Genomic DNA, 21,663 nt, shown 5'->3' with positions numbered 1-21,663 from the left:
AGAGGAGTAAAACCATGACATAACCAATCACCAAAAAAGAGAGGGAAGAGCTATATCAGGGATTTGTCTTTAGTAGGTTTAGGTATTTATTATTTATTTATAATAAATACACACCTATAATGCCAAGACAGTTTCTCTTTGGCAACTGCTAAATATCCCTAATAGGTATCATTTCCCCTCTCTTAATGACGTAATCATACGTCCAATATGGCGTTCAGTCGCTTACAAAAAATATCGGTTTACCTTTATTCTGCTTCAATCATATCGAGGCGGAGTAGGTCTCTTATACCTTTTTATTTGTGGCTGGCACGTAAGTTATTAAATTATATTAAGAGAGTCACCCCATGAAAGATAAAAATTTAGAACAAAATCACATCCTACCGCCGCAAGGCTTATCACGTGCCAAAGATATTTTGCCTCTACTACCATTCGGACGCGCCAGCTTATGGAAGTTTGCTAAAAGTGGGCAGTTTCCGAAGCCCATCCGTGTCACTGGTGGTATCACCGCATGGCGTAACAAAGACGTGATTTTGTGGCTTGAAGCTCAGAGCGCTGCCAATGATAGTGAGGTGTAATCATGTTGATTATCCTAAATAATGAAATACGTATGATAGACAGCTTATATTCACTAAATGACTTACACAGAGCTAGCGGAGGTGAGAATAAGTACTCACCTTTTAGGTTTATGCGACTTACAAGCACAAAAGCTTTGATAAAAGAAATAGAGCGTTCACCAGATGTGGTGAGCGGTCGAACTGGCAACGCTTATAAGATGAATACTCAAGGTACTTATGTTTGCTTTGAGCTTGTTTATAGTTATGCAATATGGATAAATGCAAAATTTGCTTTGATAGTTATTCGTGCATTTCACTCTATGAGTATTGAGCAGAGTCAACTTGATATAAAACTCAGTCAATTATGTACTGATTTTACAAGAGCATCTGAGGGCGCAAGTAATGCAGGTCGATATCTGAATATTTTGGGTAAGCAGATAAAGCCTGAATTAAAAAAGCAGATTGATGTCACACTTAAGAAGATACAGCTTAGCTTTAACTTTGATAATGCATATGAGCTTGATGATGCAGGAGGCTATATAAATGACGATGCTTAAAGACAACAAAACCCATGCTATTAACACAGGCCTGTCTCAATATATTGCAGATATTAGACTCGCCACATTTGCAGATGTAGCAGGTCATGACGCATTAGAAAGCATACTAAGCAATGGATCATTAAACTCAGTCATTTATCTAGATAGAGATATTACCATATTTACGGGATCGCTGGCAGGAGTAAAACAGCTCTATACAACCAATACGATAGGGCTGGTTATGCTCAATAACCAAGCTGAGCAAATTAATCTTGCCAGCATACCGCTTGAGCACAACGGACGCACTTTCATCTGTGATACCAATACATCAAGCGCGTTTGTCATTGGCTCAATGAGTAAAGAGAGTAAATGGATAGTCATAGCTGACTTGGCTGAGGCAGTGCGATGTTATAACGCTTATCGCAAGCTAGAGATTGATGTGACGGTACTCACTTGTCTTATACCTAGTTTATTTAATCAGACGGTGAAACATTTTGCAGAGGTGCAGCAAGTAACCATCATGACCACTTCACAGCACAAGGCCAAAGTCATAACACCGCTTAAAGGCGTGAATGTTGAAGCCATTATTTGTGAGCATACGCTCATTTATGACGCGCTTGAGTTTGATGCTGATTATGATGACTTGATCGCTGATGCTGAGGTTATCGACTTGCAAGCATTAGGCAAACCAAAGCCCAAACCGATTAGCCAAACCTTACCACCAGTTAAGACGCTGACAAGCGACATGATGCCAAAACTGCTATGGGATTATGCGTCAAACAGTGCTGAGCGCTTGAGCGTACCGATTGAATATGTACTCATGCCTTTGATGGTATCGTTAGGCAGCTTGATAGGCTCAAAATTGAGCATCTACCCTAAGATGTACGATAACTGGGAGGTAGTACCGAACTTTTATGGTGCAATCATTGGTAACCCATCAAGTAAGAAATCACCGTCATTATCTGATGGATTGAAGCCTATATCGCATTTAGTCGCACTGGCTTCAGACAAGTACAAGGAGGACAAGCTCGAGCATGACACCCAAAAAGAGCTAAACAAGCACATGACAAAAGCAGCTGAGAAGCAACTCAGTGACCTTGCTAAGAAGTTAGCTAACCAAACTGATGACGATGCTGAAATCAGCCAAGACGACCTAAAGGTCAAAGCGCAAGAGCTGGCAGAAGCCAAACAAAGTGATGAGCTGATACCTGAGATTAAGCGTTACTTGACTGATGACGGTACGATTGAGGGTATAGGAGAGCTTGAGAGCAAACACAAAAACGGTATGCTGGTGAAGCGTGACGAGCTAACAGCATGGTTTGCTTCATTAGAGAGTGAGAGCAATCAACAAGCGCGATCATTCTATCTTGAGGGCTTTAATGGCTTAGGTAGTTTTCAAGTCGATAGAATAGGCAGAGGCTCAGTTTTTATCGACACTCATTGTCTATCGGTTATAGGCGGTATTCAGCCTGATAAACTTGAGTATTATTTATCTAAAACGATGAAAGGTTTAGGCAATGATGGGCTTATTCAACGCTTTCAGCTGATGGTTTATCCTGACCCACTGTCAAACAGTAAAGAGCGTGACTTGCCACCTGACAAGCAGAGTCGTGATGCTATCTATAATTTGTTTGAAACCATCGACAGTATGCAGCTAGGCGACTTCATGCGCTATGGTGCAAACCCGATTGATGACTATCACAAGCGCCCTTATTACCGCTTTGCTGATGATGCCTATCAATTGTTTATGAGTTGGTATGATGCGCTTAAACTCAGAGCTGGTGACGCTGAACATAGCATCATAGCTGAGCATCTTATCAAATATGCTAAAACAGTGCCGTCATTAGCGCTAGTGTTTCATCTAGTCGATTGTATCGAACATGGTACGTCTTCAGGTGCAGTCAACATGAACGCACTCAGAGCAGCGCTAGCATGGTGTGAGGTGTTAGAAAGTCACATGATGAGAATATATAGCACTGTCACCGATAGCGCTAATATCAAAGCCTCTTATTTAGCCGATAAAATAATGAAAATGGTCAAAAAGGGAGCTGACAAAACCGACACAACCGATTGGATCAGTCACGGCTTTACGGCTAGGCAACTAATCCGCAAAGGTTGGAAAGGTCTAAATGATGCTGATGACGTACTCAATTCGCTTGAAGTATTGATCGAAAATAATTGGCTAAGCTGGCAGGTAGTGCCAAGTACTGGTAAAGGAGGTCGACCAACAGAGCGCTACTATATTAATCCCCGAATAAGTGAGCTTTTATAGTATCGTCGGTTTTGTCAGTGCTGTATTCTGGCATTATTAAAAAATAGCGTCTTTTTTTTATGCAGATCTTATAGTATCGTCAGTTTTGTCAGTATCATAGTAGATCTTTGATTGTTAATTCAAAAAGCTGGCGAATCTGATTACTATCTAATGCATGAAAACTATAAAAGGCAGGCGTTTATCGTCTGCCTTTTCTCTTGAGAGCAGTATATTTATCAGCATACAAACTTATTGAGAATCAGACCCTAATCCAAACTTGGATTACCCCTTCTAACTGTCATCATTTACTATCTTTAACACTGTATATTTGGAATTAAAACCATGGAAGCAAAGAAATTAGGAAGCAAAAATTGTCTTTTTCATAATATATGAATCATGGCAGTCGCTTAACTGATAATAGATACAGCGGAATCAGAGGAAGGAAATAGAAGCAAGAAGAAGCAGAAACTGGTTGTTGAGTTACAATTTTAATTAGTATTAAATATGCCTACTCATCGTAGTGTTTTTCAACAAGTCGAGAATTTGAATGAATGGTTGCTTATCATGTTCTAAATGTCCTAAACAGCATAAGAGAATAGGGACGGCTACAGACCAATAACTAATAAAGTATTTTATGGTAGATAAAAATATATGTAAAAAGGAGATAAACGAGTTATTATTTACCTCCTTTAACTTCATACATTCAAGTCTTCTTATACTTCGTTCTTTTCATGAATAGAGAGTATTTTCTGTTTTATTGCATACCCCAGATTTTCTACCTTTTCATAAGTCCATCTATTTTGCGTATCTTCTCCATTAATGAGACAAGCCTCAAAGTTTAGATAGCCTGAAAGTATCGAACGAAATGCTTCAGCATCAGCTCCAAAAAGCTTTACACAGTTATAGTTTGGGTCTGGGTTGTCGTGATGCTTATCAATAGAGTAGTTCTGACAATAAGTTGTAATCATTTCGGTTATTTCACTTTCAGATTGAGCTGTAGTCTGAATTAAAACCTCCTCGTTAATTATCTCTCTATCATAATTAGCAAAATCATCATCTGTAAAGCACCATATAGGGTCACCACTATTTTTAATAATAGTAGGAACATCGAAAGATTTCTCAAGATTAAGCATATTCATCATTAATGATACAAAAATTTCAACATCAAGAGTCACGTTAAAAAAACGAAGCATGACTGGCAGACTTAATATTGTTTTATCCGCATAAATAGAAGGCCCATGACCATAGTAATCTTGGGAGACTCTATAACCATTAAAATAAAAATTGTTCGTTCTTAGCGACCTCTCTCTCGGCATATTCTGGAATTCCATATCTAAAAAGTCATAGCTAGGGTTTCTTACAAATTCATTATGAATTAGATTAGCAACTTGATGGGGCATACCTTTGTTGTGACCATGGCTCACAATATCCGAATCGTCTATCAGTCGCGCCTGAGTATTTACTTCAGTTTCTAGCATGTCTGATTTCGAGTTTTCCATATGTCTGTCCTTATATTAATGATAAGTTTAGAGTATTAAAAATATTTGCATTTAAGTATATATCTGTACTTCCTGTTTGATACTACCTGATATAGTTAAATTAAAACTAGAGAATCAAGCGAATTAGGAATTAAAAAACGATCTTTTTTAAATATTGGGATCAAGCCTATCGCTTAACTCATAATGGGTACAGCGGAATCAGAGAAGAAAAAAGGAATCAAGAGGAAGCAGAAATTGGTTATTGAGTCACATCTTCCTTTAACTATAGATATACCTACTAATGTAAATTTTTTGTTGGTATTCAATACTTTAACTAATAACCGAACTGACTGTATGATTTTTGACCAAAAACCTCCGATCGGTGGGAGATCTGATTGTTATTAACCATTATGATGTTAATCATAGACAGTGAGTAGCTGGCTATACAAACCAAACTATAAATTTAATGGAGTAATTATTATGAGAAATCGTCTTCACTGCTGTTGCTGCCGTTGTTGCTGTCAGAATAATCAAGGTGCAGGCTGGCCGAGTACAACAGGCAACCCGTCGGGTGGTGGTCGTGACAATAACCCAGCAGGTAAATAGGTAATTAGATCATAATTATCAGCTATATTCAGGCCACGTGTTCATTACATGTGGCTTGTTTCTTTATGAAGTCTGGCCATTCAACACGCGATATTTTCTTTTTTTCGTCAATATTTTTTTCGTAGTGAGCTGTTATGGGTTCCCATAAATCGTAATAACAATCATAGGAAATATAGCTATTACTATCAGATTTTTCACTTTTCTCATACAGCGTTTGAAAAAAAGCATAGACTAACCAGACTAGCCCAACAATGTTATGGTCTAATACTGCTAAGCTATCAACTGCACCATTTTTGAGATATTTAACAATACCATTTTGCCAAGTACTAAGCGAGTCACGAACCTCCTCATCAGCCTTATCCTTAATACCTGATAACCAATATAAATCCTTCAAAGTAATCCATTTACCTTCACTGGTTCGGCGAATATAGTATTCAAGCTTACCCTCTGGGTCATCAGCCAGCCATTTGATCTCGTTAGTTATACCTTTTAGACTTTTTGGCATCTCTTGTCGTTGCTTGAAATAAAACCAAGTTTGCATCCATTGTAAAAAAGTACGAGATGTACGGGTAAATAGACTACCTTTTTTGCCGAATGAAACAAACTTATGAGTTTCTGAGTCATACTGTAATTTACTCGGATCTGGCTTCTTTTGAAAAAGATAACCCAAACTAATTGGATTGACTGATAATGAACATTCATCATGATAAAAATAAGCGTCGATATGTGCTATAAAACTCAGTAATAAATGCGTATAAAAACTCTCTGCGTTCATGCCTACATGAAGATCATCACTTTCATAACTAAACTCGTAGTACAAATAATCTTTGAACTGATTTATTACTGTATGACACAATTTTTGACTAGAGCAAGCATCAATGATCTCTGCATGTTCATACAGTTTGCTATCAGGCATTACACCCATAATCCGTAGTAGCATCTGATAAGAATCAGCTGATATTTCCTCTTTATCAAGGTTAATGTCTTGTATATTTATATAATGGTCTACTGATGTAGTTATCAGGTCGTTAAATATCTTTGCTATCTGAAACCGCTGTTTACTGGGGTCTTTTGACAAGTTTGTAGTAAGATCTTTTATTATATTTTGGAAATCAAATCCCATTTGAGTAATGAAATAAGTCGGCAGCATGTTAAAAGCATAACGCTGCTTCTTATCCTCAGTGTCGCAAAGATTAATGTTTTTATCTGTCATACTATGTACCTTTATTCTCTGTATAACCTATCCTGAAACCTCAGCACCCAACTTCGTATCAAGCATCAATCGAATAAACTGCTTAAACTGATTCGGGTTAGACAGTAGATGCATGGTCATGTCTTCAAATGTACCCTTGGCATCAAACATAGCGTCCTCGGCAGCATTGGGATAACCGCCCAGCATAATCTGATCAACACTGTTATTGGTGAACTGCTTAACCACGATCTCGTTCTCAGTGACTTTATCCCAAATGGTATTCATAAAGTTCACTTTGTCCTTATCGGTAAAGTCCTCACCAGCAAAAACTTCATTTAATCTATCAATAATCTGAGACAGTAGCGCTTCTTGTTTGTCCTTAGGCGTGGCCGTGCCAGCACCGCCGCCAGTTTCTAGCTCGCCACTACCTTCTTGTAGTTTTAGGTCTTGCTGGTGCAGCTTTGAGACACGGTAATGACTCATGACGATGTTACTTAGATCGACGTCATCTTCGTTGTCCACGCTTTCACGTAGCATCGGCTGTAGGTTACGCGCGTATAGGCTCAGCTTCTCTAACTCTTTGTCATCATAGTCCACGATTTGTGACATAAACTCATATTGACGGGTAAAGGTGCCTAAATCCTTTTTAAAGATTTCTAGCGCGTCTTGATCGGCTTTAAAACCTTTGTAGTCATTCTCAGCATTGGTCATTAGGACCACATCGCCTGTGGCTTTGGTACGCTCAAGCATGTCCTTGGCGTACTTGGCTTGTTCACGTGCTTGACTATAGCGTTTCTGCCAACGCTCAACCGCTGGCTTGCAGATATTACTGATAGCGGCATTAGACTTATTCTTGCTATAGAATGCTTCAACAAATTGCTCAACTTCATGCCATAAGAAGATACCGCTGGCACGCAGTTTCTCGTAAAGGTCAAACACCTGATCAGGGTCAGAGACATCTGCTAAGGTTGCAGTCTCATAGTATGGCTGGAAGGCTTCAAGGATATCTTGTGGGTCATTAAAGAAGTCGAGTACAAACGTACCACTCTCTGCTTTGCCCTTATAGGTACGGTTGAGCCGTGAGAGGGTCTGTACGCAGTCCACGCCCGTCAGTTTCTTATCCACGTACATGGCGCACAGTTTGGGTTGGTCAAAGCCTGTCTGGAACTTGTTAGCCACCAGCATCACTTGGTAGTCATCACTGTCAAAAGCTTTACGCAGATCGCGGCCTTTTAACCCAATATTCATATTGTGCTCGGTGAACTTCTCGCCAAGTAATGCGCCGCTATCAGGATCATTATCATTGAAAGTAACTTCACCTGAGAAGGCGACCATGGCGTTGATACGATGATAGCCATTCTCTGCGATATAGTTATCAAAGGCGATCTTATAGCGTACCGCTTCTTTACGTGAGCCTGTCACGACCATCGCTTTGGCTTGGCCACCTAATAAGCCTTTAATATTGTCATTAAAATGCTCAATGATGATCTTAACCTTCTGGGCGATATTGTGCTCATGGAGTCGCACCCAGTTATTGAGCTTAATCTTGGCATGGCGAGCATCGACTTCATCATCAGCGGCGGCCAGCTTTTGCTTGAGCTGATAGACCACTTTGTAGTTGGTGTAGTTTTTAAGCACATCTAGAATAAAGCCTTCTTCAATCGCTTGGCGCATAGAATAGACATGATAAGCGGCTGGCAGATTATCTTTAGAGGCTGGCAAGTCAGGATTGGGCAGCCTTCCAAACAGCTCAATGGTTTTTGGCTTAGGCGTGGCGGTAAAAGCATAGTAGCTGAGGTTAGGACTGCTACGGCGTGCTGCTAATGTGGCGTCCAATATGTCTTCGCTAGATAGCGGTGCATCATTCTCGGCAGCATTATTCTCTGTATCACCTGAGACCAACACTTCTTTGAGCTGGCGTGCGGTAGAGCCTGTCTGTGAAGAGTGTGCTTCATCGGCAATAATGGCATAGCGGCGTGATTTTAAAACGCTAGAATCTTCAATCGCTTTGAGTACAAAGGGGAAGGTTTGAATAGTGACGATAATAATCGGCTGTGAGTTGACCAGTGCGCTGGCAAGCTGTTCAGACTTTGAGCCGTCACTCTCTTTTCTATTGATCTTACCGACCACGCCATCAGCATGTTCAAACTGATAGATGGTGTCCTGCAATTGGTCATCAAGTACGGTACGGTCAGTGATGACAATGACAGAGTGAAACTGCTTATCGCCTTGATCATTATATAAGGTGGAGAGCTGGTGCGCTGTCCATGCGATAGAGTTAGACTTGCCCGAGCCTGCACTATGTTGAATGAGGTACTTTTGTCCAGCGCCTTCAGACACAGCAGCATTAACCAACTTGGTCACCACATCCCACTGATGATAGCGCGGGAACATCATGGTCTCCTTTTTGGACTTGCGGCCAATCGCGTCCTCTTCCTCATCGATCTGCAAATGCATGAAGTGGCCGAGGATGGCGAGTAAGTTCTCTGGCGTGAGCACTTCATTCCATAGATAGTCAGTGGCATATTGGCTGATATCGTCAGGGATATCATTACCTGCGCCACCATTACTGGTGCCTTTGTTAAACGGTAAGAAATAAGTACTGTCTCCTGCTAGCCGTGTGGTCATATAGACTTCATACTGACTGACCGCGAAGTGAACCAGTGCGCCACGCTTAAACGTCAGTAGCGGCTCAGGCTTGCCCGTATCGGGGTCTTTTGGCAGGCGGGTCTTCTTATACTGGCTAATCGCATTATCAACCGACTGCTTAAATTCAGACTTTAGCTCCATTGTCGCAACGGGTATGCCATTGACGAATAGCACGATATCGATACGGTTACGCTTGGCGACTTTACTATCTGTTTCGCCTTTTGGACTGCCCTTTACGCTGGCATGTGGGCTATACACGACCTCAGGGACAATTCTACAGATATTGGCCTTGTAGCGTGCCATAGTCTCAGGGTTTAGGTTGTGCTCAGGCTTGAACTGACACAGAGAGAAGCGCGCGTTACGGATCTTGAGATCATGACGCAGTACGCCCAAGGTGCCATAGGTGCGCGAGGCTTTATCGGTGGCATTCTCATCCGCTTTATTCAGCTGCTTAACCAATGCAGCGATAAAGTGACGCTCAGAATCGATAGGATGAGTACGGCAAAACTTCTGCCACTCTTGCGGCTGAGTTGTCTGCACAAAATCCAGCACGTCTTGCTCATATAGTGCGGTCTCAGCCGTATAGCCGCTGGCATGACCTACTTGCCAGCCTTGCGCTTGCATTTGGTTGACGATATCGGCTTGGAAGACAGATTCGTAAGTGACGTTGTGTGCGTTAGTAGCAGTGCTAGTTTGAGTCATGGCATGGTTCTTATTATTAGTTTATTGGTGTAGAGGGTTTTTAAGCACCGAACTTTTAGATAAGCCTCGTCAATACGGTATTTAATTTTGACTAAGTTGTTGATTAGGATTCATCTTACTTTTAGCCTATATCTTGTGGGTGCATGACATGCACTCTACTAGGCTTTAGCCTAGCAAAAAACCTGACTGCTGGGCTAAAGCCGCAGCCTACGCAAACTAAGGCTCAGCACAAACCTTGGTCAAACTCTCACCAAACACTATTTTATTCAGTTGTTGCCGATAGATATAGGTTTTTTCGGAGTCGGCATGATAGACCTGATCATTGACGCAATTGCCAAAGCCAAAGGTAATCAAGTCAATTTTGGCATACTTGGCAGGATTACTGGCTTTCTCATCTTGATAACGGGACATGGCATAGCTATTTGTTAACGCGCGTTTTTCAACCAGCTGCTGCCATTTATCCTGTACGGCGGTTTCGTTACGAAAAAAGGGTTCGATGTATTGCTTGCACATCAATGGACTCTGCCGCATAGCTTGTATGGGTTCTAAATAAGCCAAAATAGTTAGCTTATTGTGTTTATACTCCCCATCAATAGACTTAATGAGCTGTTGCTTGTAGCGCTGTGCTTCGGGTACCACGTCCAGTCGTTCAACATTATGCTTAACTTGTTTATACTCTTCAGTCAGTGTTTCTAGGTCGGTCATAGATAGCGTATCTAAGTCATTAATATCCATCGGTGGAAAAAAGCTATTTAGATTTGAGCTATTTAAATGGTCGAAGACAAAATGTGAGTTTTCGATTTGCTTAGCGCTATACTTTGTATTATCAAACTCGCCTCGGTTATCGCATAGCTCATCTTGCCAGTGATAGACTTCGGCTTGGGCGCTAGTGGTAACCGCTATTGCGCCTAATAAAGCTGCTACGGTAAACTTTTTCACCCTATAATTCCTTTTATTGTTTTCTGTATTTATTTTAACGGCTTTTGGGCGCAACCCAACCCCTCACATCAATCTTACCCGTGACAGCAGCAGATATTAGAGCGGTGCGGCATACTTGCACGAGTTGGGCGGTTTATTAGGCTTCATTAAAAAACGTAATCCAAATTTTAAGGCTCATCACACACCTGCTTAAAGCTTTTACCAAATAACGTTTTATTGAGCTTTTGCTGATTTTTAAACACTTCATCAGAGTCAGCATGATAGACCTGCTCATTGACGCAATTACCAAAACCAAAAGTAACCAAGTTTATCTTGGCGTACTTAGTAGGGTTGCTGGATTTTTCTTCCTGATAGCGCTTGGTAGCCAAACTGCGGTAATACTTACCACCATCGTCTGTGATATCTGCTTGTTCTTGAATTTGCTCTTCAACAAACTGCTTCCATCTATTTTGCACAGCCGTTTCATTCTTTAATAACGGCTCAATATAAGTTTTACACATTTGCGGGCTTTGCTTGAGTGCCTCACTGGGATTCAGATATCCCAAAATCGTCAATTTATTTTGTTTATATTCGCCGTCAATAGACTTGACCAACTCTTGCTTATAACCTTTTGCTTCAGGCACCACATCAAGTCGTTCAATATTATTCTTAACTTTTATATATTCTTCAGTAAGCTTGTCTAAGTCTTTCATCGATAACTTGTCTAGCGCATCAATATCCATCGGTGGAAAAAAGCTATCTAGATTTGATCTGGTTAAGCTTTCTAATACTAAATGTGAATTCTTGATTTGCTTAGCGGTATATTTTTTACTATCAAAGTCACCCTGCATACTGCAAAAATCATCTTGCCATTTATAGGTCTGTGCTTGGGCGATGGTGGTCACGGCCATTGATGCCAATAGAGCTGCTACGGTAACTGCTTTCATCATATAACTCCTTTTATTGATTTTCTTGTTTATCAAACGCAATATGCGCTTAATCTCTATTTACAGCTACTCAGCCGCCCGCCAGCCCCGCACATCAATCTTACCCGTAACAGCGGCTGATATTAAAGCGGTGCGGCGTTCTTGCATCAGTTGAATGCCTTTTTCTGCACTTTCAGTTAAGGCATCAAAATGACTTTGCATCTTATCGAGGTAATCAGCTATTTGGTGCTGTTCACTTAATGGTGGTATCGGAACTCTAGCTTCTTTAATATTATCTTGACCGATGTTGGGATCTTTTCTTGTTCCCGCTGCACCGATCATCCAAAAAGGACGATAAAACTCATAGAAGCGATGTAAGTAATCAGGTACAAAAGCTTCACTCGGCAACACACCGCAAACAGCCTGATTAATAGTAGATTCAAAATTTAATAATGAATGTTTCCCAATAGAGCCAGCACCACCATACATAGCTATCAACACACTATCTTTAGGCAATAGAGAGCATGCGCTATCTCTAACTGCTTTTGGTGTAATCATAATTGGCGTTTCATTTAGCTTGTCATTATTTAAGTCAGTAGTACGAATCCAAGGTATATCACCATCTTCATAATAATCCTCATACTTTGAAGTAGTTGGAGTACCTCCACTCGTCGTGCTAGCTTTCCATTTAAGCTTTACGATATCCCAATGCTCAGGCACTTCCCCCAACCATTCAACACCAGAATCTTTCATCAATGCGTCAGGGTTTAAGCCTTTAGTCACCGCATGACTGATGACCGCTTGGCGCTTTTCTTTTAACAGTTGGATAAGATTTTGTTGCTTTTCGATTAGGGTATCGATTTGGGCGGTTTCATAGTCGAGGAAGCTGGCGATTTGGGTTTGTTCATCTATAGGTATATTAGGTATTAATATATTTTTCATTTCAGATGAATTTGTACTCCATAAATCAGCAACGATACCTTTTCCATAACGATAGAACTCTTCTTGAAATGGATAACTCCTAAGTAAATGATGTACAAAGCTAGGCGAGATATCTCTAGGCTCTAAAACAATACTAATTAACGATACAGAACCATCGAACGGCGATGTACCAGACGAACCTTTTCTATCTGAACGACTATTTATAACGAAGTCATTTTTTAGAACTAATTTTCGATTATCTCCAGCATCACTTTTTGCAGCATTTTCTAATTGAGGAACAATTCCTTTCATAGTAACTGACAGCGCCGCATAGTCTTTATCACTAACTTTTTCACGACGTTCTTTGAAGAATTGCCCCAGTCTCTTAGCTTCCCAATGGCTAGGAACTTCCCCCAACCACTCAACCCCAGAATCCTTATACTCATCATATTGCTTATACTTCGCCATTATGAATGCACCTCACCCAATAACTGCATAATCTCGCTACTAACCGCATCCAAGTCCGCATCAATCTCAGCCAGCGAACGTGGTGGCTCATACACATAGAAATGACGGTTAAAGGGTATCTCAAAGCCCACAATGCCAACCTCTTCATCAATAGCATCAGTCTTGTCGCTATTTATCCACGCATCAGGCACATGCGGCTGTACTTCACGGGTGAAGTAGCTTTCAATCAGCTCAGTGGTCGTCACGTCAGGATTGAGCGGTACGTTTTCATAATCGCGTAGGTCGCTGTCTGTTTGGAACTCTACTATTTTGGCTGGCTTGTTGGAATTAGTGGGTTTATAGCTAAATGCACCATAAAGCGGATTGGCAACTTTGACCGCTTTTTTGATGACGGGTTCTGCCTCAGGGTTCTTCCAAGTGATCGCATCCATCAGCTGCTTTTTCTCTTTGGTGTCTAAGCTAACCTCAGCGTCTTTTAACGCTTGCTTAAACACTTTTTCAAACTCGTTATAGTCATCGAATTGATCTTTACCGATTGCCGCTTGCAACGCTTTGGCTTTATTCATGATCTTAAGCTGATCCTGCCATATTGTAGAGTCGAGCACATCTTTGATTTGCTTTTCTTTTAGCTCGCTAAAATCCGCCTTAATCATCGCACGCGCCTCAGTCGTAACCGCTGACAAGTCGCCGTAGCTGTCAGTCGTCCACTCACTACCAAATGCCTCATACAGCGCTGGCATGACCATATCAAATGGTTTCGGTGCATAACGTAGGGTTTCTATCGCATCATCAGATAATTGGGCCGATAGACGTAGCGGACGCTCAATGGTGATACGGCGATAGCCAAACTCATGAGTGGCAAATATCTTACTGGTAAAGGTCTTAGCAGGCTCAGTTTTAGGATTGGCAGACTGACGACCACGGTTAGACTTCACCTCTTCAGGCTTATCTAGCACACGCGCATCAACCACCTCAAAGTCACCAAAGCTACGGATAATGGTCTTGATATCATCATCGCTCATCTCATTACGCTTAGAGCCAAGTGACTTACGCATCTTGCCATATAGGTTACTGCCATCGATCAATTGCACGTGACCTTTACGCTCAGGCGCTTTCTTATTGCTCAATACCCATACATAGGTAGCGATACCCGTGTTGTAAAACATATCAGTAGGCAGGGCGATGATGGCCTCTAGTAAATCAGCCTCAAGGATATAACGGCGAATCTCACTCTCGCCACTCCCTGCGCCACCTGTGAATAGCGGCGACCCATTTAAGATAATACCGATACGGCTGCCTTGATTGCTATGTTGACCATTACTAGCCTCTTGGTCACTACCCTGCTCGTTACTGACAATCGGACGCATTTTGCTAATCAGATGCATCAGGAACAATAGCGATCCATCAGACACGCGCGGCAAGCCAGCCCCAAACCGACCGTCAAAGCCCTTTTGCTCGTGCTCGTCTTTGATCTCACCTGATATCTTTTTCCAATCTACCCCAAACGGTGGATTCGATAGCATGTAGTCAAACTTCTCAGCGACCAGCTGATCACTAGACAAAGTATTGCCCAGCTTAATGTTATTCACCTCTTGCCCTTTGATCAGCATATCGGCTTTACAGATGGCATAAGACTCAGGGTTTAGCTCTTGCCCATAGGTACGCATGACCGCGTCAGGGTTCAGCTCTAGCACGTACTCCATACCAGAGGATAAGAAGCCACCTGTGCCCGCTGTAGGGTCATAAATAGTGCGAATAATGCCGTCTTTGGTCAACGCATCATCATCTTCCATAAATACCAGTGACGTGGTCAAGCGCACGATATCGCGCGGGGTGAAATGTTCCCCTGCGGTCTCGTTTGAGCTTTCAGCAAAGCGGCGGATCAGCTCTTCAAACACAAAGCCCATTTCATGGTTAGAGATAGCGTCAGGGCTAAGATCAGTAGTGGCGAACTTCTGCACCACTTTATAGAGCAAATTGGCATCGGCCAGCTGTCCGACAAACTCTTCAAACTTAAAGTGCTCAAATATCTCGCGCGCGTCTTTAGAGAAGGATTGCACGTAAGTATTTAGATTATCTTTGATATCGCTTTGACCCATTTTGCTCAGATCCATCGGCGAGGTATTGTAAAAAGGTCGCTTGCTGGCACGTATCAAGAACTTCTCTTGCGCTTCCTCTGGCAGACCCATATCAGCGATACGTTGGCTCTCAGCAACCACAGCGTCTTTGGTCTCTGATAATACGCACTCTAAACGGCGCAATAGTGTGAATGGCAAAATGATGCGACCGTATTGAGACTGCTTAAAGTCACCGCGCAATAGGTCAGCGACAGACCAGATGAAAGCCGCTGTTTGAGAGAAATTTTTGGTCATGGAGTTGTCTTATTGTTTGTTGGGCAAGATTGAATGCTACTATAAAGAGCTAGAATAAATAAATGTTCAGTATGATACTGAAAACTATATCAGATTTAAAGGTGAGTTACAGACATGGCAGGTGTTGTTGATAAAAATCAAATCAATATAAAGATAGCATAGATACTATTCATAGTGCCTTATCCTTATATAACGGTGTTTTCGTCATTTTTCGTCACCCCTAGAGGCCTGTTTTACGCATATAAAAAAGCTATTTATTGAAAATTTAATCATACAATACAAATACTTATGCATATACTACTGATTAGGTAAAATCATAAAGTGACGATATAAACATGGAAGCGTGACGAAAGTGACGATTACAAAGATAATGGACTATGGGACGTTATGAGTAATACATTTACATATCTAATGAATGCCTACTTCTATCAAGAGTGGTGGACAGAGTACTCTGACCCTAGAGTTAGTGATAAAGAAGTACTCGTACGTTTCGCGAGTAATGAAAATATAAAGATATTAAATAGCTTAGTTCAAGACCTTGAATATATACTAGCAAATGATCTAGCGACAACAGTTTTCGAAAATAATAGCTTGGACTTTGACCCCTTATTACACGGTTATTCTAGTGAGCAAGCATGGGTTGAATCCGCTTATAGAATAATAAGTCTTAGGATAAACTAGTAGAGATGCCTCATGAGTATTTTCGAACATCCAGCTACAAGTAATTTGATTATTTTTTTAGTATCTATAATGCTATCCCTACCAGCCATGGCATTAGATTTTAACAATACCCAATATTTAGCGCATCAAGGTGATGCTGTAGAACAACACAATCTTGGATATATGTATGTGACAGGCGATGGTGTGCATCGGGATTATATTCAAGCAAGATATTGGTTTGAGAAAGCGGCAAGCCAAGGTAAGGCTGAAGCACAATCCTATCTTGGTGTAATGTATCATACAGGTGAAGGTGTGAATCAAGATTATGCAAAAGCAAAATATTGGTTTGAAAAAGCTGCTAATCAGGGTGATACACAGGCTCAATACAACATGGGTTATTTATATCACATGGGAGAAGGCGTACATCAAAACGATATCAAAGCCGTTGAATGGTATCAGATAGCCGCTAATAAAGACTTTACTGCAGCTCAGTCTAACCTTGGCACAATATACTATAAAAGTGGAGGAATGTTTCAGAACTATATTCGAGCAAAATACTGGTTTGAGAAAGCAGCTAATAAGGGAGAAGCTGCATCTCAGTACAACCTTGGCTTAATATATGATCAAGGTAATGGCGTGCCTCAAAATCATATTAAAGCCGTTGAGTGGTATCGAAAAGCAGCTACACAAGGATTTGTAAATGCTCAAACCAATCTTGGAGCAAAGTACCGAAAGGGCGAGGGTGTACGTCAAGATTATGCAAAGACGAAATACTGGTTTGAGAAAGCAGCGAATAAAGGAGAAGCGATATCTCAATTTAATCTTGGCTCAATGTATAATAATGGCGAAGGAGTGCCTCTGGATTATGCAAAGGCATTCGAGTGGTATCAAAAATCTGCTCATCAAGGACATATTAATTCTCAATTCAACATTGGCATGATGTATAAAAACGGTATAGGCGTGCTTCGAAATAAAGTTCTAGCTAAAGAATGGTTTGGCAAAGCTTGTCAGAATGGTGATCAAGAAAGTTGCAATAATTATCGGATTATAAACTAAAGTAACAACTACAATCAGATTTGACTATGTAGAAAAATAGGTGATCAAAATAATTATCTTAGGACATAAAAAAACCTCCGATTAAGGAGGTTGATTTATCAAGTTAAGGTTTTATCAAAGTGTACACTGTGATGTACACGCTAAAGAGAAAATACTAATTAATCATTTAGCAAACAAACACTTAACTTAAGATATTGGTACCAGTGGTCGGACTCGAACCGACACGCTTTTAAAGGCAACGGATTTTGAATCCGTCATGTCTACCAATTCCATCACACTGGCATGTTAGGTGATAATAGTTATTGACTAAATATTACCGAATTGGGCTACAGTGTTGACTGTATAGGCTGCGTATTATAGCAGCCTATTTACATGCGTCAAGCATTATTTTATACAAATTTTCATTTATTCTACTAATGCTAAATAGCATCATTCTAACCGACAAAGGCACGCTCAACTGCGTAATCTGCCTGCACACCCATACGTGGTGAAACAGTCAAGCCAAAGTCATCTAAAATAGCAGAAACCTCAGCATTAAACGGCATACTGCCACAAAGCATGACACGGTCGTCGTCTTTATTCATTGGTGGTAAACCAATATCTTCGAACAATTTGCCTGACTTCATCAAATCAGTGACACGTCCTTGATTTCTGAATTCTTCACGCGTAACCGTTGGATAATAGATGAATTTTTCGCGATACCATTCACCAAAGATTTCATCATTAGGTAGCTCGTTTTCGAACATCTCGCGATAAGCCAAATCATGAACATGACGTACGCCATGTACTAAGATAATTTTATCAAAACGCTCATACACTTCAGGGTCACGTGCTAGTGACAAGAAGGGAGCAAGACCAGTACCAGTAGAGAGCATGTAAAGGTTCTTACCTGGTAGCAGATCGTCCAATACTAGTGTACCCGTTGGTTTTTTACTGACTAACAGCTCGTCGCCTACTTTGATATGTTGCAAGCGCGAAGTTAATGGACCATCTTGAACTTTAATAGAGAAAAATTCTAAATGATCTTCATAGTTAGGGCTGGCGATTGAATAAGCGCGTAATAGTGGCTTGCCATCAACAACAAGTCCAATCATCGCAAATTCGCCATTACGAAAGCGCAAGCCATCGTCACGAGTGGTTTTGATACTAAATAGAGAGTCATTCCAGTGATGAACCTCTGTGACCGTTTCGGTGCGAAGTTTTGACATAAAGTCCTCGTTAATAAGTTGTTATTTGTGTGTTAAGTTTGAATAAGTATTAAATCAGAATTTTCAATGTTAAATTGAACATTATAAAAACGTATCAGTCTTTTAAGCGTTGTCGAAACTGCTATTTTTATGAACGAGTAAATGATGAGTAAGCGTAATAGAATTGGTTTATCAGCTTATATATAGCCAGCTATTACGTCATTAGACATAGTGAATTTGCGTCAACGATGACAGCATTACTGGTCATATCATCCAAATGTAAATGACTCTCATCAAATTTCTTGCTCATAATATCAAACTTTAAAATAAAAATCCGTCTAGCAGTGATTGTCTAGCATGATAAAATGGAATATCGTTAGTGAGTAATTTTGTATCATTTGGCAAAACTGCTTTATCAAGGTAGTTTTGTATTACTGGAGTTGGTCTATGCTTGATGATAATCCCCTGTTAGATAACTACCATCAAGCTCCTGTTATTGGCTATCATCGTGCCCCGCTGTCACAAAAATTCGGTGCGCCGCGCCAGCCAAACTTAGTCGCTCTGACTAGTGTCATTGAGATGTTAGCGCCATATGATACGCCAGCTGCATTTGATGGCTTGGATAAGTTTAGTCATATATGGGTGAGTTGGCAGTTTCATCATAATTATCGATATAAAAACAACAATGAAACCAGTAGTGGCTTTCGCGCTCAAGTACGCCCGCCAAGATTGGGTGGTAATCAAAAAATAGGGGTGTTTGCCAGTCGCAGTATGTACCGTCCTTCAGGGTTAGGTTTGTCTGTCGTCAAGCTCGAACAAGTCAAAATAGTTCAAGGTCGTGTATTATTGATTATCAAAGGTGCTGATATGATAGATGGCACGCCAATCATCGATATAAAGCCATATGTGGCCTATAGTGATGCGCTGACACAGACGGAAAATGGATTTGCGCCAACCGCTCCAGAATTATTAAATGTAACCGTGACCGATGCTGCTAACGAACAGTTTATGATGCTAGTAAGCGCAGGCGAGCCTAGTGATGCTAATAACAATGATACAAATATCAAAGACGCAAACATTGGATCGAATAGTGCGACAGTTGCGTCTACGATTCATCGTATACAAAATCAATTGATAGCCTCAGATATGAGCATTATTAAAGAGCTAATTGCCCAAGACCCGCGTCCAGCTTATCGACGGACAGAGATCGCTACGCCATTTGTTATGCGTTATAAATCCGTTGATGTGAGTTTTCAGTTGATAGAATCAGGACAGCTACAGATAATCGCTGTGGTTACGGTGTAGCTAGCTTGCATTGGTATCGTTTTTGACAACACATTGTAAAACAATAGAAGAAGAGAGATATGTCTGCTCAACAGTACTCGATAGTGATTGATTTGCGTTGGTGTTTAGATGAGCTATTGGCAGATAAAGTGATTGACCAACGCGGCTATAACCTAGTTATTACTAGCCGTCGCGACAAAGCTCAGCACCCTCTACTAACGATTAGTGAATTTGGTTTGCCTAATGGCCATGCGACGGACAATAGCGCTGAAAATAAATTAACTTTGGCTTGGCTCAATCAGTGGTTGGCGGCTAAAGCAGATATGACTCTCGTTCGTATTGACCCTCTAAAAGTCGATGTCCCTGCAGTCACACAATTGATGTCGTTTGAATATGCACGTTCACAGCATATTCTACCGATTGAGGTCGCTGTAGACGAAGTGGTTATCGGAACGGATCAGCCTTTTTATACTGACTGGCACTCAAGTATTGAAAAGTTAATCAAATCAAAAAGCTATCGTACGGTCTATATCAATCCTGAGCAGATCAAACGCTATCGGCAGGAGTTCTATCAAGTCACCCAAGCGATTGCAGGCGCAAATAGTGTCCATAAGCGTGCAGCTGCCGATGTGACCAATGTCGAAGCATTATTGCAATTGGGTGACAATACCAACCCTGATGCCAATGACCAGCATATCGTCAGAGTCGTTGATTGGCTGTTGCAATATGCCTTTGAGCAACGAGCCAGTGATATCCATTTAGAGCCACGTCGTGAGACAGGTAAGGTTCGTTTCCGTATCGATGGTGTGCTACATACGGTGTATGAGATGCCATTGGCAATCATCGTCGCGGTAACCGCACGTATTAAAATTCTAGGGCGACTAAATGTCGCAGAAAAGCGTAAACCGCAAGATGGTCGTTTAAAGACGCGAACGCCGAAGGGGTTAGAGACAGAACTTCGTTTATCGACTATGCCAACCGCCTTCGGTGAAAAGTTGGTCATGCGGGTATTTGATCCTGAAGTACTGGTACGTTCCTTTGCTCAGCTTGGTCTATCGGGTAAGCAGCTTGAAACATGGCATGAATTGACGGCTCATCCAAACGGGATTATTTTGGTCACTGGGCCTACAGGTTCGGGTAAGACCACGACCTTGTATAGTACCCTCAAGCAGTTAGCGACTGAACAAGTCAATGTCTGTACCATTGAAGATCCTATTGAAATGATTGAACCTGCATTTAACCAAATGCAAGTAAATCCAGGCGTTGATTTAAACTTTGCAGACGGCATTCGCTCTTTGATGCGTCAAGATCCTGACATCATTATGGTGGGGGAGATTCGTGATGCTGAAACAGCCAATATGGCAGTACAAGCCTCATTGACAGGGCATTTGGTGCTCTCGACACTACATACTAACGATGCGCCAAGTTCAATCACTCGTTTGCATGATTTGGGGATTCAGCCATTTTTGACATCAGCAACTATCTTAGGTGTAATGGCACAGCGCTTGTTACGTACGCTATGCCCGCATTGCAAAAAAGCAGTAGACGTTGTGCCAGACAGTGAGATTGCCATTCAATGGCAGGAGTTGGTACAACCTTGGCGCGCACCTGCCCCAGCACAAATTTATATGGCTCAAGGCTGCGAACATTGTCGACACACTGGTTATCAGGGACGAGTCGGCCTATACGAGATTATGCCGTTGTCTAACGAATTAAAAAAACTGGTCGCAGCTGATACAAACTTAGATGTGCTCAAACAACAAGCGTATCGTGAAGGTCTACAGCCGTTACGTTTATCAGGTGCAAAACGTATTAGTGAAGGCGTGACAACCATAGAAGAGGTGATGAGAGTTGTGCCTCTTAATTAGTCTCATGTATTAGGACGTGCATTAGTGGATATTAT

General features: G+C 41.2%; 15 protein-coding genes and 1 tRNA gene. 7 read left to right on the top strand and 9 right to left on the bottom strand.

Features of this window, described 5'->3' with window-relative positions; translation table 11 throughout:
* Positions 1 to 344 precede the first annotated feature (344 nt).
* From JMY00_RS03035 to JMY00_RS03025, 3 genes are read left to right on the top strand one after another with little or no spacing between them, the layout of a single operon-like run.
* Positions 345 to 575 (top strand): AlpA family phage regulatory protein, encoded by a 231-nt coding sequence (locus JMY00_RS03035; RefSeq protein WP_201556002.1) that lies wholly within the window; start codon positions 345 to 347, stop codon positions 573 to 575.
* A gap of 2 nt (positions 576 to 577) precedes the next feature.
* Entirely contained in the window at positions 578 to 1,111 is a 534-nt protein-coding gene (locus JMY00_RS03030) for a KilA-N domain-containing protein (RefSeq protein ID WP_201556004.1), read from the top strand.
* Positions 1,098 to 3,362 (top strand): YfjI family protein, encoded by a 2,265-nt coding sequence (locus JMY00_RS03025; RefSeq protein WP_201579082.1) that lies wholly within the window; start codon positions 1,098 to 1,100, stop codon positions 3,360 to 3,362. The genes JMY00_RS03030 and JMY00_RS03025 overlap by 14 nt, the downstream gene beginning before the upstream one ends.
* 692 nt (positions 3,363 to 4,054) lie before the next feature.
* Here JMY00_RS03025 and JMY00_RS03020 read toward each other — a convergent pair.
* Complete coding sequence (locus JMY00_RS03020) at positions 4,055 to 4,840, bottom strand: hypothetical protein (protein WP_201556008.1); 786 nt, start codon at positions 4,838 to 4,840, stop codon at positions 4,055 to 4,057.
* 459 nt (positions 4,841 to 5,299) lie between these two features.
* Between JMY00_RS03020 and JMY00_RS13665 the strand changes: the two genes are divergently transcribed.
* A complete protein-coding gene (locus JMY00_RS13665) occupies positions 5,300 to 5,425 on the top strand; it encodes a hypothetical protein (RefSeq protein ID WP_265088204.1) in 126 nt (41 codons plus the stop codon).
* Between the two features lie 28 nt (positions 5,426 to 5,453).
* Here JMY00_RS13665 and JMY00_RS03015 read toward each other — a convergent pair whose 3' ends face one another.
* The 6 genes from JMY00_RS03015 to JMY00_RS02990 form a co-directional block, all read right to left on the bottom strand.
* On the bottom strand, positions 5,454 to 6,638 hold the full coding sequence (locus tag JMY00_RS03015; protein ID WP_201579081.1) for a hypothetical protein: 1,185 nt from the start codon (positions 6,636 to 6,638) through the stop codon (positions 5,454 to 5,456).
* Positions 6,639 to 6,665: 27 nt separating this feature from the next.
* Complete coding sequence (locus tag JMY00_RS03010) at positions 6,666 to 9,968, bottom strand: type I restriction endonuclease (protein ID WP_201579080.1); 3,303 nt, start codon at positions 9,966 to 9,968, stop codon at positions 6,666 to 6,668.
* Positions 9,969 to 10,184: 216 nt separating this feature from the next.
* Positions 10,185 to 10,907 carry a hypothetical protein gene (locus JMY00_RS03005; protein ID WP_201579079.1) on the bottom strand — a complete coding sequence of 241 codons (723 nt, stop codon included), beginning with the start codon at positions 10,905 to 10,907 and terminating at the stop codon, positions 10,185 to 10,187.
* 167 nt (positions 10,908 to 11,074) lie between these two features.
* A complete protein-coding gene (locus JMY00_RS03000) occupies positions 11,075 to 11,833 on the bottom strand; it encodes a hypothetical protein (protein WP_201579078.1) in 759 nt (252 codons plus the stop codon).
* A gap of 66 nt (positions 11,834 to 11,899) precedes the next feature.
* On the bottom strand, positions 11,900 to 13,201 hold the full coding sequence (locus JMY00_RS02995) for a restriction endonuclease subunit S (RefSeq protein WP_201579077.1): 1,302 nt from the start codon (positions 13,199 to 13,201) through the stop codon (positions 11,900 to 11,902).
* On the bottom strand, positions 13,201 to 15,573 hold the full coding sequence (locus JMY00_RS02990; protein ID WP_201579076.1) for a class I SAM-dependent DNA methyltransferase: 2,373 nt from the start codon (positions 15,571 to 15,573) through the stop codon (positions 13,201 to 13,203). The genes JMY00_RS02995 and JMY00_RS02990 overlap by 1 nt, the downstream gene beginning before the upstream one ends.
* Positions 15,574 to 16,266: 693 nt before the next feature.
* Between JMY00_RS02990 and JMY00_RS02980 the strand changes: the two genes are divergently transcribed.
* Positions 16,267 to 17,289 (top strand): tetratricopeptide repeat protein, encoded by a 1,023-nt coding sequence (locus JMY00_RS02980; RefSeq protein ID WP_201556015.1) that lies wholly within the window; start codon positions 16,267 to 16,269, stop codon positions 17,287 to 17,289.
* Positions 17,290 to 17,484: 195 nt separating this feature from the next.
* Here the strand turns inward: JMY00_RS02980 and JMY00_RS02975 are convergent.
* Together JMY00_RS02975 and JMY00_RS02970 are read right to left on the bottom strand one after the other, a co-directional pair.
* A tRNA-Leu gene (locus JMY00_RS02975) sits at positions 17,485 to 17,571 on the bottom strand.
* A 152-nt stretch (positions 17,572 to 17,723) separates the two neighbouring features.
* Positions 17,724 to 18,497, bottom strand: a complete 774-nt coding sequence (locus JMY00_RS02970; protein WP_101205461.1) for a ferredoxin--NADP reductase — start codon at positions 18,495 to 18,497, stop codon at positions 17,724 to 17,726.
* A gap of 426 nt (positions 18,498 to 18,923) precedes the next feature.
* On the opposite strand from JMY00_RS02970, the gene tsaA reads away from it, so the two are divergent.
* Complete coding sequence (gene tsaA, locus JMY00_RS02965; RefSeq protein ID WP_201579074.1) at positions 18,924 to 19,781, top strand: tRNA (N6-threonylcarbamoyladenosine(37)-N6)-methyltransferase TrmO; 858 nt, start codon at positions 18,924 to 18,926, stop codon at positions 19,779 to 19,781.
* Between the two features lie 59 nt (positions 19,782 to 19,840).
* The gene (locus JMY00_RS02960; RefSeq protein WP_201579073.1) at positions 19,841 to 21,628 is read left to right on the top strand and encodes a GspE/PulE family protein; all 1,788 of its coding nucleotides are present in this window, start codon (positions 19,841 to 19,843) and stop codon (positions 21,626 to 21,628) included.
* Positions 21,629 to 21,663: the final 35 nt, after the last annotated feature.

It is taken from the genome of Psychrobacter sp. Pi2-52, assembly GCF_904846705.1.
GTDB lineage: Bacteria > Pseudomonadota > Gammaproteobacteria > Pseudomonadales > Moraxellaceae > Psychrobacter.
This window is presented reverse-complemented; position numbering and strand designations above follow the sequence as displayed.

Coding starts and splice junctions, on each gene's coding strand:
- JMY00_RS03010 (WP_201579080.1), bottom strand. CDS start 9,968: ATGACTCAAACTAGCACTGCTACTAACGCACACAACGTCACTTACGAA.
- JMY00_RS03025 (WP_201579082.1), top strand. CDS start 1,098: ATGACGATGCTTAAAGACAACAAAACCCATGCTATTAACACAGGCCTG.
- JMY00_RS03035 (WP_201556002.1), top strand. CDS start 345: ATGAAAGATAAAAATTTAGAACAAAATCACATCCTACCGCCGCAAGGC.
- JMY00_RS02970 (WP_101205461.1), bottom strand. CDS start 18,497: ATGTCAAAACTTCGCACCGAAACGGTCACAGAGGTTCATCACTGGAAT.
- JMY00_RS02995 (WP_201579077.1), bottom strand. CDS start 13,201: ATGGCGAAGTATAAGCAATATGATGAGTATAAGGATTCTGGGGTTGAG.
- JMY00_RS13665 (WP_265088204.1), top strand. CDS start 5,300: ATGAGAAATCGTCTTCACTGCTGTTGCTGCCGTTGTTGCTGTCAGAAT.
- JMY00_RS02980 (WP_201556015.1), top strand. CDS start 16,267: ATGAGTATTTTCGAACATCCAGCTACAAGTAATTTGATTATTTTTTTA.
- JMY00_RS03015 (WP_201579081.1), bottom strand. CDS start 6,638: ATGACAGATAAAAACATTAATCTTTGCGACACTGAGGATAAGAAGCAG.
- JMY00_RS02990 (WP_201579076.1), bottom strand. CDS start 15,573: ATGACCAAAAATTTCTCTCAAACAGCGGCTTTCATCTGGTCTGTCGCT.
- JMY00_RS03000 (WP_201579078.1), bottom strand. CDS start 11,833: ATGAAAGCAGTTACCGTAGCAGCTCTATTGGCATCAATGGCCGTGACC.
- JMY00_RS02960 (WP_201579073.1), top strand. CDS start 19,841: ATGTCTGCTCAACAGTACTCGATAGTGATTGATTTGCGTTGGTGTTTA.
- tsaA (WP_201579074.1), top strand. CDS start 18,924: ATGCTTGATGATAATCCCCTGTTAGATAACTACCATCAAGCTCCTGTT.
- JMY00_RS03030 (WP_201556004.1), top strand. CDS start 578: ATGTTGATTATCCTAAATAATGAAATACGTATGATAGACAGCTTATAT.
- JMY00_RS03020 (WP_201556008.1), bottom strand. CDS start 4,840: ATGGAAAACTCGAAATCAGACATGCTAGAAACTGAAGTAAATACTCAG.